The organism is Pseudoclavibacter sp. AY1H1 (assembly GCF_002931055.1).
GTDB lineage: Bacteria > Actinomycetota > Actinomycetes > Actinomycetales > Microbacteriaceae > Pseudoclavibacter.
The window spans coordinates 1-13,359 of record NZ_PSXX01000013.1 but is presented as its reverse complement, the minus strand read 5'-3'; the positions used below and the strand labels follow the sequence as shown (position 1 = coordinate 13,359).

At 70.9% G+C, this 13,359-nt stretch carries 10 protein-coding genes; 7 read left to right on the top strand and 3 right to left on the bottom strand.

Translation table 11 applies throughout. The annotated features are described in order from the left end of the window. Positions 1-15: 15 nt before the first annotated feature. Entirely contained in the window at positions 16-1,326 is a 1,311-nt protein-coding gene (locus tag C5E05_RS16555) for a nucleotide sugar dehydrogenase (protein WP_219819567.1), read from the bottom strand. Between the two features lie 287 nt (positions 1,327-1,613). Here C5E05_RS16555 and C5E05_RS16550 point away from each other — a divergent pair, with 287 nt between their 5' ends. Continuing rightward, positions 1,614-2,876: a glycosyltransferase family 2 protein gene (locus tag C5E05_RS16550; RefSeq protein ID WP_181059699.1), complete on the top strand. Its 1,263-nt coding sequence runs from the start codon at positions 1,614-1,616 to the stop codon at positions 2,874-2,876. Here C5E05_RS16550 and C5E05_RS20280 read toward each other — a convergent pair. Together C5E05_RS20280 and C5E05_RS20275 are read right to left on the bottom strand one after the other, a co-directional pair. Then, positions 2,873-6,334, bottom strand: coding sequence for an efflux RND transporter permease subunit (locus tag C5E05_RS20280; protein WP_258064902.1), 3,462 nt, complete (start codon positions 6,332-6,334; stop codon positions 2,873-2,875). The genes C5E05_RS16550 and C5E05_RS20280 overlap by 4 nt on opposite strands. A gap of 129 nt (positions 6,335-6,463) precedes the next feature. After that, positions 6,464-7,540 carry a YdcF family protein gene (locus tag C5E05_RS20275; RefSeq protein ID WP_181059696.1) on the bottom strand — a complete coding sequence of 359 codons (1,077 nt, stop codon included), beginning with the start codon at positions 7,538-7,540 and terminating at the stop codon, positions 6,464-6,466. Between the two features lie 208 nt (positions 7,541-7,748). On the opposite strand from C5E05_RS20275, the gene C5E05_RS20270 reads away from it, so the two are divergent. From C5E05_RS20270 to C5E05_RS16510, 6 genes are all read left to right on the top strand, one after another. Beyond that, a complete protein-coding gene (locus C5E05_RS20270; RefSeq protein ID WP_181059694.1) occupies positions 7,749-8,726 on the top strand; it encodes a hypothetical protein in 978 nt (325 codons plus the stop codon). After that, on the top strand, positions 8,723-9,769 hold the full coding sequence (locus C5E05_RS20735) for a PadR family transcriptional regulator (RefSeq protein ID WP_219819566.1): 1,047 nt from the start codon (positions 8,723-8,725) through the stop codon (positions 9,767-9,769). The genes C5E05_RS20270 and C5E05_RS20735 overlap by 4 nt, the downstream gene beginning before the upstream one ends. A 140-nt stretch (positions 9,770-9,909) precedes the next feature. Next, the gene (locus C5E05_RS16525) at positions 9,910-10,425 is read left to right on the top strand and encodes a CrcB family protein (protein ID WP_181059693.1); all 516 of its coding nucleotides are present in this window, start codon (positions 9,910-9,912) and stop codon (positions 10,423-10,425) included. Beyond that, positions 10,425-10,889, top strand: a complete 465-nt coding sequence (locus C5E05_RS16520) for a CrcB family protein (RefSeq protein ID WP_104307793.1) — start codon at positions 10,425-10,427, stop codon at positions 10,887-10,889. The genes C5E05_RS16525 and C5E05_RS16520 overlap by 1 nt, the downstream gene beginning before the upstream one ends. 127 nt (positions 10,890-11,016) lie before the next feature. After that, complete coding sequence (locus C5E05_RS16515) at positions 11,017-11,835, top strand: ABC transporter ATP-binding protein (protein WP_104307794.1); 819 nt, start codon at positions 11,017-11,019, stop codon at positions 11,833-11,835. Then, a complete protein-coding gene (locus tag C5E05_RS16510; protein WP_104342535.1) occupies positions 11,832-13,310 on the top strand; it encodes a permease in 1,479 nt (492 codons plus the stop codon). Before C5E05_RS16515 ends, C5E05_RS16510 begins: the two co-directional genes overlap by 4 nt. Positions 13,311-13,359 lie beyond the last annotated feature (49 nt).

Here is a 13,359-nt window from a genome sequence, read left to right as displayed (position 1 = left end):
GTGTCCTTCGTTCTGCTAGATGAGCGCTTGCCCGGTGCGGGCAGGCAGGGTGTAGGTGGCGTCGAGGACGCACTGGTGCTCGCCGAGCCAGGCGAGATCCGTGTCTTCGTGGCGCGTGTGGAGCAGCACGAGATCGGCGTCGAGGAGCTCCTCCTGGCTGCTCGCCGCGAGCAGCTGCCCGTCCGCCAGGCGGATGGACGGCACGTGCGAGTCGATGAACGAGACATGCATCCCCTGCTTGCTCAGGAGCTGGATGATCTCGATCGCCGTCGATTCGCGGACGTCGGCGACATTCGGCTTGTAGGCGACGCCGAGGACAACCACACGGGCACGGCTCGCGACGACGCCGGCGGTGGCGAGCATCGACCCGACTCGAGCCGCGACGCGCTGCGGCCGGTGCGCGAGAGAGTTCATCGCCTCCTCGAGGATCGGCGACGACACCCGATCGGCCCGCAGCTGCCACAGCAGGTAGTGCGGGTCGCACGGGATGCAGTGCCCGCCGACGCCGGGTCCCGGCCGGAACGGCATGAAGCCGTACGGCTTCGTCGCGGCGGCGTCGATGACCTCGGTGACCGGGACGCCCAGCTCTCGGCAGACGCTCGCGAACTCGTTGATGAAGGCGATGTTCACGGCCCTGAAGGAGTTCTCGAGGAGCTTCGACGCCTCGGCGATCTCCAGCGTCTCGACGAGGTGCGGCGAGTCGACGTACTGGCCGAGCGTGGCGGCGGCCAGCTCCGTGCAGCTCGCGGTGAACCCGCCGACGACGCGTGGCACCTCCTCGTGGCCGAACGCCTCGTCGGCGGGGTTGATGCGCTCGGGGCTGAAGGCGACGTGCACGTCGACCCCCGGCTGGAGCCCCCTGGCGATGAGCGGATGCACGAGCAGGTCCCTGGTGCAGCCCACGTACGACGTCGAGGTCAGGATGAGGAGCTGACCTGGCACGGCGGCGTCGAGCACCGCCGAGCAGGCGGACGTCAGCGCGTGGAGGTCTGGCACCGCGTGCGCGTCGATGGGAGTCGGAACGCACACGATGACGGCGCGCGCCCGACTGATCGATGCGACGTCGGAGGTCAGCCACCAGCCCTCGGGCTCGGCGTTCGCGGTTCCGAGTCGAAGCTGATCTCCGGGCACGAGGTCGACGCTCCCCGTTCGCACCGAGGCGAGCCTCGACTCGTCGACGTCGACGCCGAGCACCCTGGAGCCCGCTGCCCGGAAGGCGAGCGCGGTGGGCAGGCCGACATAGCCGAGGCCCACGATGGCGATATCGAAGTCCCAGACCTGGGACACGGACGGTGGATCGGTGAGCACTGTGTTGACGCGCGACAATTGACGCCCCTTTCGCGACGATGTGAACAGAGACTGGCAGGCTACGAATCCCCCGGCCATCCACCAGCTCTACAACCGAGGCTACCGTCGGAACGGGGTGCGCAAAGGGGCAACTTCTCCGTGAACACCCGCACAATGAGCGGAATGTGGGCCACCTGTCTGGGTTTCCGAACCACCGCATCGAGTGCGGGAGTATTCCGATGCGCACGCATCGACATGGGGAGAAGTCCCCGGTAAGTGATCTTGGAATCCCACCCGAGAAGCGCTCAGCTCGATACACTTCTGCAGTGTCGAACCCAGCGATCCTCCTCGTGGCGCTCGTCGTCTTCCTCTTCGTCGGGGCCAACGCATCGTTCTGGACCGCGGTCTCCGCGGTGCGCGCCCTTCGCGAGCGACGGCTTCGCCTGCACGAGGTGCCGCAGACCCTCACGAGCACAGCCCTCCGACCGAGGGACGTCGCCATCCTCATCGCCGCGCACGACGAGGAACGCGGCATCCAGCGCACCGTGCGCTCGGCGGGTCAGCACGTCCCGCGCTCCAACGTGTTCGTCGCCTCGGACGGCTCCCGCGATTCGACCGCCGCCATCGCGAGAGCCGAAGGCGCGAACGTCGTCGACATCTCACCGAACCGCGGCAAGGCGGGGGCACTCGAGCACGCCATCCGATGGTTCAGGCTGGCCGATCGGTTCGAGGTGGTGATGCTGCTCGACGCCGACACCGTCCTCGGCCCGGACTACCTCGACTCCGCGCTGCCGCTCTTCGCCGACGAGCGTGTCGTCGCCGTCGCGGGGACGGCGAGGACCGCACTCTTCCCAGGACCGACCTCGCGTCTCGGCGACCTCCTCATCACCCACCGCGACCGCATGTACGTCGTCATGCAGTACCTGCTCAAGTTCGGTCAGGCCGCGAGCTTCGCCAACGCCGTGATGATCGTGCCCGGCTTCGCGTCGCTGTACCGCACGCGCATCCTCGCCGAGCTCGACATCGCCGCACCCGGCCTCGTGATCGAGGACTTCAACATGACCTTCGAGGTGCACGCGAAGCGGCTCGGCCGGATCGCCTTCGACCCACGCGTGGCCACGGCGTACACGCAGGACCCGGACACGCTTCGAAGCTACATCGCGCAGGTGCGTCGCTGGAATCTCGGCTTCTGGCAGACCCTCCGGCGCCATTCGCGGATGCAGCCGCGCTTCGGCACCCTGGCCGCGGCGTCGGTGGTCGAGATCACGATCAGCTCGCTGCTCATCGCCCTGGCTCCCCTCCTGGTGCTGGCGTCGTTCACGGTCGGCCTCCCCGAAGTGGTCGCGTGCCCGTCGCTCGAGGAAGCCGCCGCACGTTTCCCCGCGCTCCTGCTGCTCGCCGCGTTCTTCGCAGCGGACCTGGCGCTGACGCTCGTCGCCCTGTGCATCTCACGGCGACTCGCATTCCTGAGATGGGCGCCCCTTCTGCCCGTTCTCCGCTGGCTGGACGCGCTGCTGTGCCTGCAGGCCGCCCTGCTCAGCCTGCGCCGGAGCGGCGACGGCCGCTGGCGGAGTCCCGTTCGCCGCTAGGTGCGCTCCAGCTGGGGTGGCGCGGCGCTCCGCTCCTCGTCGTGTTCGGCGGAGGCGAGCTCCTGCTCGATGCGCTCCTCGCGGCGAGCTCGTCGGCGTTCGAGCGGCCCTTCGACAACGGAGTAGAGGGCTGGCAGGACGAGCAGCGTCAGCACCGTGGAGGAGAGCAGCCCGCCGATCACGACGAGCGCGAGCGGCTGCGAGATGAAGCCGCCGTGCCCCGTGATGCCGAGCGCCATCGGGGTGAGGGCCAGCATCGTCGCGAGCGCGGTCATGACGATGGGCCGGACACGTCGGGCGCCTCCGGCGAGCATGGCCTCATGCACGGCGAGGCCCCGCTCCCTGAACTGGTTGACGAGGTCGATGAGCACGATGGCGTTGGTCACGACGACGCCGATGAGCATGAGCACGCCGATGAGGGAGGCGACGCCGAGGGGCACGCCGCTCGCGAGCTGCAGCAGGATCGCGCCCGTCGCCGCGAACGGCACGGACACGAGCAGGAGCAGCGGCTGCAGGAGGCTCTTGAAGGTGGCCACCATGACGATGTAGACGATGAGGATCGCAGCCAGCAGCGCGAGCCCGAGCTGCTGGAAGGCGGCCGCCTGGTCGGAGCTGACGCCGCCGAGGGCGGCGGTGGCGCCCTCTGGCAGGGTGATCGTGTCGAGCTGCTCGGTGATGAGCGCATTCGCCGAGCTGAGGTTGTCGTCGGTGGGCACGACCGTGACGGAGGCGAGTGGCACCCCGCGCTCGGACGAGATGGAGACGGGCCCGTCGACGATCTCGACGCTCGCGAGCGTCGTGAGCGGGACGGGGCCGAGGGCCGTTGGGATGCTCGTGGCTCGGAGCGCATCGATATTCGCCGGCGGTTCCGACCCGACGAGCACGACCTGGACGCTGGACCCGTCGACGGTGAGCGAGCCGACGGGGGTCGGCTGGAGCTGCTGGGCGACGATCGCCCCGATGGCCGTCTGGCTGAGCCCGTACTGGGCGGCCGTAGCCTGGTCGATGTCCATCTCGACGAACGGTCGGGTCTCGTCGAGGTCGCTCGTGACCTCGCCGAGCTGCTCGACTCCCGCGAGCACGGCGACGACCTGGTCACTGGCCTGGCGGAGGGTCTCGGCATCCGGTGCGGTCAGGTCGACACTGATCGCGCTCGAGAATCCGGCGCTGCCGCCGCCGCCGACGGAGATCTCGCCTGCCCCCTCGAGGCCGTCGAGCTCCTCGCGGAGCTCGGCCTGGATGGCGTCGGAGTCGGCGTCGGTTGAGGTGGTCACGGAGAAGCTCGCGCGGGAGGCTCCGCCGCCGGTGAAGAGCGATGCCGCTCCCCCTCCGCCGATCGTGAGCTGCACCGTCTCGACGCCTTCCTTGGCCCTGATGAGGTCTTCCACCTGGGAGGCGGCCTCGCCGGAGGCGGCGAGCGTGAGGTTGGGTTCGAGGGTCTGCGTCACCGTGAAGCTGTTGCTGCCGGTGTTGCCGAGGAAGTTGGTCTTCATGAGCGGCGCGAGTGCGCCCGTGAGGATGAGGATGAGCAGCGCCGCGCCGAGCGTGATGAAGGGGCGGCGCAGGGTCCAACCGAGGACCGGCTCGTAGCCGCGCTGCAGCCAGCTGCTCTCTTCGCTCGACGAGGCGAGTTCGGAGTCGGGGCCGTTCTCCGCGCGGCCGACTGCGGTGGCCTCCTGCTCCGCCTGGCGGCGGAGCGCACGGCGGGGGTGCAGGTCCCCGTCGTCGCTGCGCAGTCCGAGCGGCGCGAACCGACCGGCGTCGCGCTTGGCACGCTCTCGACGCGGGCGCACGCGGACCGGCTCGATGGGAGCCTCACCGCCGCCCGCAGCGGGGAGCGGCTCCTGCGCGGTGACGCTGCCCGAGGTGCGTGTGGCCTCGCTCGCGAGGACCGCCTCGCGGTCTCGGGCGGTCTCGCCTGCGGGGGTGCTGCCTCCGGCCCAGGTCTCCGCCGTGCCGACGCGGGCGCGGCGCTTGCGATGCCGCCCTCCGAGCATCCAGTAGGCGAGCACGGGGACGATCGTGAGCGAGACGAGGAGCGACGCGAGGAGCGCGATGACGCTCGTGAGGGCGAACGGACGGAAGAGCTCTCCGGAGATGTCGCCGACGAATGCGATGGGCAGGTAGACGGCGACGGTTGCGATCGTGGCGCTCGTGACGGCCGTCGCGACTTCGCGGACCGCCTCCGTGATGACGCGCACCCGCTCGGTGCCGCGCAGGCTCGCATCCGGGTGCATCGACATGTGCCGCTTGATGTTCTCGATGACGACGATGGAGTCGTCGACAACTCGCCCGATCGCGATGGTGAGGGCGCCGAGCGTGAGGATGTTGAGCGAGTACTCGGCGGCCTGCAGGCCGATGAAGGTCACGAGCAGCGAGGTCGGTATGGAGATCGCCGTGACGAGCGTGGCGCGGAAGGACAGCAGGAAGACGAAGATGACGATGACCGCGAAGACAAGGCCGAGGAGGCCTTCCACGACGAGGGTGTCGATGGACTGCTGGATGAACGGGGCCTGGTCGAAGACGATCTGCAGGGTCGCTCCCCCGCCGATGGATGCCTGCAGCGCCGGGAGCGCGTCCCGGACCGCCTGCGACACCTCGACGGTGTTGGCGTTCGCGAGCTTCGTGACGGACACCGTGAGGGCGTCCTCGCCGTTGACGCGGGAGATGGAGGTCGCGGGCTCCGGCCCGAGTTGGAGGGCCGCGACGTCGCCGAGGGTCGTCGTGGCGGGGGTGGCCCCGCTGAGGGGCAGAGCGGCGATGGCGTCGACGTTGTCGAGCAGCGTTCCGGCCTGCACGGTGAGGGCGTCGTCACCCTCGGTGATCTGTCCGATGGGGATCAGCGTGCCTGCCGCGTCGAGCGTGTCGCGGATGCTCTGGACGCTGGCTCCCGCCCCCGCGAGCGCCGCCTGGTCTGGCGTGATCTCGATGCGGGAGACCGGTGCACCGCTGACGGCCGCCTCTCGGACGCCATCGAGCTCGGTCAGCCCTGGCACGGTCGAGCTCTCGAGGCTGGCCGCGAGCTCCTCCGTGCTCGTGCCGCCCGTCGCCGCGATCTGGATGACCGGGAAGTCGTCGATCGAGCCGCTCAGCACGGTCGTCTCCGTACCTTCCGGCAGCTGGCTCTCGATGCGGTTGAGCGCCTGCTGGATGCGCTGCTCGGCGTAGACGGTGTCGGTGCCGTACTCGAACTCGACCGTCACCGACGAGAGGTTCGCGCTGGAGGTGACCTGCGTCGAGGAGAGCCCCTGCAGCCCCTGAAGGGAGGTCTCGACGAGCCTGGACACGTCCTCGTCGACGATCTCCGGCGATGCGCCCGGGTAGCTCGTCACGACCGACACGATCGGCAGGGAGACCGAGGGAATGAGCTCCTGCTTGAGCGAGGTCATGGACAGTCCGCCGAAGAGGAGCACGGAGAGCGTCACGAGGGCGATCAGCGCGCGGTTCTTCAAGCTCATCTCAGCGAGTTTGTGCACTCCGTCAGTGTCGCACGCACCACCGACACAGCCCGGGACCCTGACTGAGTGCGTCCCGAATCCGCGGTTCGGGTCGCGCTCGCCGATCAGCCGCGCCGACCGATGGCGGGATCAGCCGTTGCCGAGCGCGACCCAGAGGCTGAGTGCGGGGATGGGGAACGCGAAGAGCACCCCGGCGACGAGGTTGAGCAGCCAGTAGCGCCTGAGGATCGCCGCGAACTCACGCAGGATCGCGCTCGGCCAGTAGTAGCGGGCGACGGGTGCCTGCACAGCCTGCGCATCGATGCCGAGCTCCCTCGCGAGCATCGCGGCGCGCATGGCGTGGTAGTTGCTCGTCGCGATGATGCCGGGGCCGGTGACGCCCTCGCGCTCGAGGATCCGCGTCGTGAAGCGGAGGTTCTCCTCGGTGTTGACCGATTCCTCCTCGCTCAGAATGCGCGGCTCGGCGGCGTTCCCCGCCATCCGCACGGCCCCCTGGCGCCCGTCGGTGCCGGCGTTGGCGGAGTCGGCGTTGGCGGGGTCGAGCGCCCACTCGCGCATGGCGCGCCCCTCCGCGAGCGCCTCGTCGCCGCCCTGCCCGCCGGACATGACGACGACGGAGGCCCCGACCCGGTGCGCCGCATCCAGGCCCGCCCGGATGCGCGCGGCGAGCAGCGGCGGCACGCGTCGCCCTCCGCTGAGGCCGGAGCCGAGCACGACGACCCAGGTGCCGACGGCACCGCGAACGAGTCGCGAGTAGAGCCACGAGTAGGCGAGGAACAGGGCGAACGCCGCCCCGAGGTAGGCGGCTCCGGCCGCGAGGAGGAGCGCGATGGAGATGAAGACGTCGTCGCCGACGAGGATGGCCGCGAACGGCAGCGCCGCCAGCGCCGTCAGGATGACAGCCAAGACGAGGGACAGCAGGTTCCCCAGCGAGCGCCCCTCGCGTCGGATCATGCGGGCCCCATTCACGTACAGCAGCACGATGAGCGCCAGCAGCAGAGCGGGCGAGAGCACGAAGGGCAGCCACGTCAGCGTGCTGACGAGCATCGACACCTGACCGTCGAAGCTGGAGACGGCGCTGATGAGGACGACGGCCGCGGCGACGATCCACACGCCGTTGCTGAGGCGTCGAGGCTCGTTCCTCGTGCGCCGCACGGCGATGAAGGCCAGTCCCGCGCCGACGACGAGGGTGAGCAGCACCGACACCCATGACAGTTCCTGCGTGATGATGTCCTGCTCCCTCGCGACACACCCGCCGGGGGCCGCCGACGGTGCGCCCAGTATGCCGCACGCCAGAAGCCAGCTGAGAGAGTCGCGAGCGCACGCGAATCCCCAGACTCGCGATATAACGTGACTTGCAGTCGTCGGGCGTGAAGCCCGACGCGCATCAAGAACCCTTTCCCGAGGAGCAGCAGTGGCTATTGAACAGTGGATCGTGGACGGACCCCGCGTCATCGACGTGCAGACCGTCCGCAGCGTTCGCGCGAGACTCGCAGGCGGCGCCATCAGCGTGCTCGCGCACGACGAGCCGAGCACCCGCATCGAGGTGTCCGGCATCACCGGCCGCGATCTCAAGATCGCCATCGACGGAGACCAGCTCCTCATCGACCATCCGCAGCTGTCCTGGACCGACGTGCAGACTTCGGCGAAGACCATCTGGAACCAGCCGAACGTCGTCGTGAGTGTGCTCGTCCCCGCCGGCGTCGACGTCGATGTGCTCGGCGTCAGCGCGGAGGTGCTCGTCGCCGGGATCAGCGGACGCGTCGACATCAACACGGTGGGCGGAGAGCAGTTCCTCGACGCGACCCGCGGCGAGCTGCACCTCAACTCCATCGGCGGCGAGATCAGCGTCCGCGGCCACGCTGGGACGGCCGTCGTGAAGACCGCGTCGGGGGACGTCACCGCCACCGGATCTCTCGTGAGCTTCGACGGCAGCACCGTCTCGGGTGCCACGATCGTCGACGTCACCTCTGGCGCCCCCAGCCTCATCGCGAACAGGTCCGTCAGCGGCGCCACCACGGTGCGCCTCCCCGGCGGCACCCACCCCAGCTACCAGGTCTCCACGGTCGGCTCCTCAGTGCAGCTCGACGGCCTCCACCTCGAACCGCTGCGCGGGACCACGTACCGCTCCGAACCCACCGAGGGCGCCGTCACCGACGTGCGCATCAGCACCGTCACCGGTCGAGTCTCCGTGCTCCTCTCCGCCCGCACTCCGCGGGCAGGAGATGCGCCAGCGGACTTCGACGAGCGCATCGACGCCCGCATCGCGACCAGCCCCGTTCCCGACGGCGTCCCCGCCGGGGATGGCGACCGCGAGGCCGCGGCCCCTGCATCCGAGAACGCGGGCGACGAGCCCGAGAACGACACCACACAGCCGGGAGGCACCGCGTGACCCCGCCAGTCTTCGCCCACGGACACCTTCGCCTCTACCTGCTGAGCCTGCTCGAAGACCAGCCGCGCCACGGCTACGAGCTCATCCAAGCGCTCTCCGAGCGCTTCGACGGCACGTACTCGCCAAGCGCCGGCACCATCTACCCGCGCCTCGCGAAGCTCGAGGAGGAAGGGCTCGTCACCAAGCACAACGACGGCCGCAAGAGCGTCTACCGCATCACGGAAGCCGGCCGGCGTGAGCTCGATTCGCGCCGAGAGGAACTCGCCTCCATCGAGCAGGACGTCGACTCGTCGGTCCGCCGTCTCGCCGCCGACGTCCGCCACGGGCTCGCGAGTGCCCGCGAGGAGCTGCGTGCCGAGTTCGCGCGACTCGCCCAGGAGCTCGGGCCGGATGCACGTGCCGGGTTCGAGAAGGCCGCGAGCGCGGGAGCAGCGGGAGCCGCATCCGCTCGTGGCTTCTTCTCCGGCGCAGGCAAGGGATGGGATGCGCCGCGCGAGAACCCGATCACGACGCCAGGCGACACACCGCCCGGCTTCGTGCCACCGGGATTCACGCGCGGCTCGAGCGCCGCGGGCGAACCGCGCCCGCAGGACCCGCCCCGGCCCCCAGCGGGACCAGACGCACCTGGAGCCCCCGAGGCGCCGCAGACGCCGCAGGCTCCGACGGCTCCGACGGAAGCGGGCGACGGTCACCGAACGCATGGGCGCTACGACACGTGGTCCTCCGCGAGCAGCTCGCACGTCTGGAGCAGCGGCACGGCAGACGACGGGGCCTCAAGATCCGAGCCAGGTGGCGACAGCCGGCCGCCGCGAGACGCCCTGCGCGCGCAGCTCGAGGCTCTGTCTCAGGCCGACCTGGTGCTCAACCGGTTCCGACACGAGCTGCGGCAGGAGCTGCGTGCCGCGCAGAGCGAGCAGCGGCTCTCCCCCGGAATCGTGACGTTCCTCGACCAGGAGCTGGAGCGAGTGCGAGAGCGCATCTCGCACGCCCTCGGCTCGCGTGACGACAAGGGCGGCAACGGCGGGGGCACCGCCGACGCCTGAGCTGTCGCACAGGCGCACGCCAGGCGCCGGGCAAGGGGCGCTCTCCACCACGGGGAGCGCCCCTCGCGATGGGCGCGCCGCAGGATCGCCGCCGCCGCGGGCTGCTGGCGCCCAACCCAGCCCGGGAGTACGGTTGCCGCGTGCGTTCGCCTGCCCGCCTCCTCCTCGCCGTGTTCCTCGGCGGCACCCTCGGGACGCTCGCGCGCGTCTGGCTGACGTCCCTGACGACGACGTCGATGCTCGATGGCGACCAGACGCTGTACGTGCCACTCTCCGCGAACCTGCACGTCCTCGACTCCGACATCGTCGCGGCGCTCATCGCCAACGTGGCCGGGTCCCTCGCGCTCGGCATCGTCGCGGGAGCGCACTGGCCGGAGCGGCTGGCCACGTTGCGCGCGGCCCTCGGCCCCGGCTTCTGCGGCGGCTTCACCACGTTCTCCCTCATCGCCCTGGCGCTCGCCCTCGTCTTCTCGAACTCCGGCTGGGCGGTCGTCGCGTTCGCGGCCGGCACCGTCGGCGGCATCCTCGCCATCGTCGCGGGGCGAGCCATCGGCCGTCGCGTCTCCCCTCCGCCAGGTGCGGGCCGAGGCCCGGTCGCGCCGAGCCACGACACGTTCGGCCCCGACGGCGGAGCGCCAGCTGGCGGGGTGCGCTGATGGACGTCCTCGTGCTCCTGGCGGTCGGGCTCGCAGGAGGCCTCGGCGCCTGCATCCGGTACGTCGCCGTCGAAGGGTGGCCGCGGATACGCCAACCGGCATCGGCGATCTCCACCGCCCACCCATCGAGCCCGCAGGGCGCAGCCGCACCGCGCCGTATCGCCCCGGAGTGGCGGCTCATGATCGTGAACGTCGTCGCGTCGCTCATCGCCGGCCTCGCGGCAGGGCTGCTCCCACTTCCAACCGTCGCGTCGATGCTCGTCATCTCCGGCTTCTGCGGGGGCATGAGCTCGTGGAGCTCCGTCATGCTCGACGCGACGAACGCGTTGGGCGCCCGCAAGATCGGCAAGGCCGCGATCATCGTGATCATCCAGATGCTCTGGGGAGTGCTCGCGGCGCTGATCGGCGTGACCGTCGGCCAGCTGCTCGGCGAGAGCCTCGGGCTCGGGATGCTCGGCTGGTAGACCCCGGCCGCGGCACCAGCGGTCATCCTCCCGGATGACGCCGGCCCGCGAATACCCTCCCAGAGTCGGGGGCGGATGAGCCCGCAGGCGGTCGAGGCGCGCACCCCCAGACGGGCACCTTGGAAGCATGACTTCCCACCCAGGCTTCCAGACACCGGCCGCGGCACAACCGCACGCGGCAGCAGCACCCGCACCACGCTTCGCCCCGCACCCGAACGATGCGGCGGGCCGCGCATCCACAGCCCTGCCAGCTGCCGGCGGGGTGCTCACGGCGCATTCACTCAGCAAGGCCTACGGACCGACGACCGCCCTCGCGGGCGTCAGCATCGCGGTGCAGGCAGGCGAGGCGCTCGCCATCATGGGCGCCTCCGGGTCGGGCAAGACCACGCTCCTCCACTGCCTGGCCGGCATCGTCACGCCGGACGCGGGCCGCATCGATCTGCACGGCGCTGCCGGCACCCGCGAGATCACCGGAATGTCCGACGCGGAGCGCACCGAGCTGCGCCGCACCGAATTCGGCTTCGTGTTCCAGGAGGGGATGCTCCTGCCGGAGCTCACCGCACTCGAGAACGTCGCCATCGCGGCGATGCTCTGCGGCGTCGACCGCACGCGCGCCGAGCAGGCCGCTGCGCAGTGGCTCGCGGCGATGGGGCTCGCCGGCATGGAGGCCCGCCGCATCGGAGAGCTCTCCGGTGGGCAGGCGCAGCGCGTCGCCATCGCCCGCGCCCAGGTCACCGGCGCCCGCGTCGTCTTCGCGGACGAGCCGACGGGCGCCCTCGACTCAGCGACGAGCGCCGACGTCATGACGGCGCTGCTGGCCGCGACCGCACGGGCCGGCCGCAGCCTCGTCGTCGTCACCCACGACCCCGAGGTCGCGGCGCGCTGCGACCGCACGGTTCGGATGCGCGACGGGTACCTCCTCGAGGACACGGCGGCCCGCGCATGAACGGCAGCCACGACGCCGGGCCCCTCGGCCTCGCAGCGGATACCCGACCGACCGCGAAGGTCAGGGCCGCCGCCCCGTCGTCCGCAGTCGGCACCGTGAGCGTCCCGAGCCCCGCGCCCCGCGGCTCCAGCCGCATCCCGCTCCTCACGATCCTGCGGATGCTCACCCGGCCCGACACCGTCGGCCGCGCCGCCGTCGCCCTGCCGGCCGTGGCCTTCGCCGTCGTGACGGCCCTCACGCTCGTCGTGGTCGGCGGCACCATGATGCTCTTCAACCCACCGCCCGGCATGCCATCCCACGGCTTCTTCGCCGTCTTCGCGCTGACCCTGCTCGCGGTCCCGCTGCTGACCCTCGGCGTCGCGGCGGCACGCCTCTCCGCCCGCCGCCGCGACGATCGCCTCGCGACGCTCAGGCTGCTCGGCGCATCCACCAGAGTCGTGACGCTGCTCGCCGTCGCCGAGGCGACGCTCGTCGCCATCGCGGGCATCCTCGCCGGCATGGTGCTCTACGCCGCACTCCTCCCCCTCGTGGGACTCCTGCACTTCTACGGCGCCCCCATCGGGGCGGCGTCCGTCTGGGTGGGGTTCCCTGTGCTCCTCGCGACCGCGGCCGGCATCACCCTGCTGGCGGCCCTCAGCTCGTTCGCCGGGCTGGCAGCCGTGCGCCTCACGCCCCTCGGCGTGCGCAAGCGCGGCACGCAGCCGCGGGTCAAGTGGTTCGCGCTCGCCTCCGGCGTCGTCATCCTGCTCATCAGCCTCGGCCTCGTCGGCATGATGCAGGGACTCGCGTCGGCCTTCGGCATGATCGGAATCGTCATCGCCGTGCTCGTCCCCCTTGCGGCAGGGATGCTCGCCCTCAACCTCATCGGCAGCCCCCTGGTCGGCCTCATCGGCCGGCAGATGGCGAAGCGCGCAAAGTCACCCGCACGCCTCATCGGCGGGCGCCGGCTCGCCGAGACGCCCGGCGTCGCGTGGCGCAGCGTCTCGGGCATCGCGATGATCGCGTTCGTCGCCGTCATCGGCGGCAGCGGCCTCGCCCTCCTCGACATGGTCGGCACGTCGGGGATGCAGGCAGAGGATCTCATCCTCATGACCGACCTGCGCACCGGCGTCTTCCTGACGCTCTTCATCGCGTTCCTCATGCTGGCGTGCACGGTCGGCGTCTCGCAGGCGGCCGCGATCCTCGACGAGCGCAAGCTGCTCATCTCCCTCGACAGGGCCGGCATGCCGCGCAAGGTCTTCGAGCAGGCGCAGCGCGTGCAGGTCTGGGCGCCGCTGCTGCTCGCCGCACTCGGAGGAGCCGGAGCCGCGGCAGCCATCATCCTGCCGATCGTCGGCGCCTCACTGATCATCGCGCCCCTCGCGATGCTCACGATGGCCCTCTGCTTCGCGCTCGGATTCGGTGCCGTCTGGCTGGCGCTCCTCGGCACGCGCCCCGTCGTCACCTCGGTGCTCGCCTCCGCGCACCGCGGCTAGCGCTCCTGCCGTGCGCCTCGCCCCCTGGCCCCTCTGCCCCCGTTCCCTC

Coding starts and splice junctions, on each gene's coding strand:
- C5E05_RS20280 (WP_258064902.1), bottom strand. CDS start 6,334: ATGAGCTTGAAGAACCGCGCGCTGATCGCCCTCGTGACGCTCTCCGTG.
- C5E05_RS16520 (WP_104307793.1), top strand. CDS start 10,425: ATGGACGTCCTCGTGCTCCTGGCGGTCGGGCTCGCAGGAGGCCTCGGC.
- C5E05_RS16515 (WP_104307794.1), top strand. CDS start 11,017: ATGACTTCCCACCCAGGCTTCCAGACACCGGCCGCGGCACAACCGCAC.
- C5E05_RS16510 (WP_104342535.1), top strand. CDS start 11,832: ATGAACGGCAGCCACGACGCCGGGCCCCTCGGCCTCGCAGCGGATACC.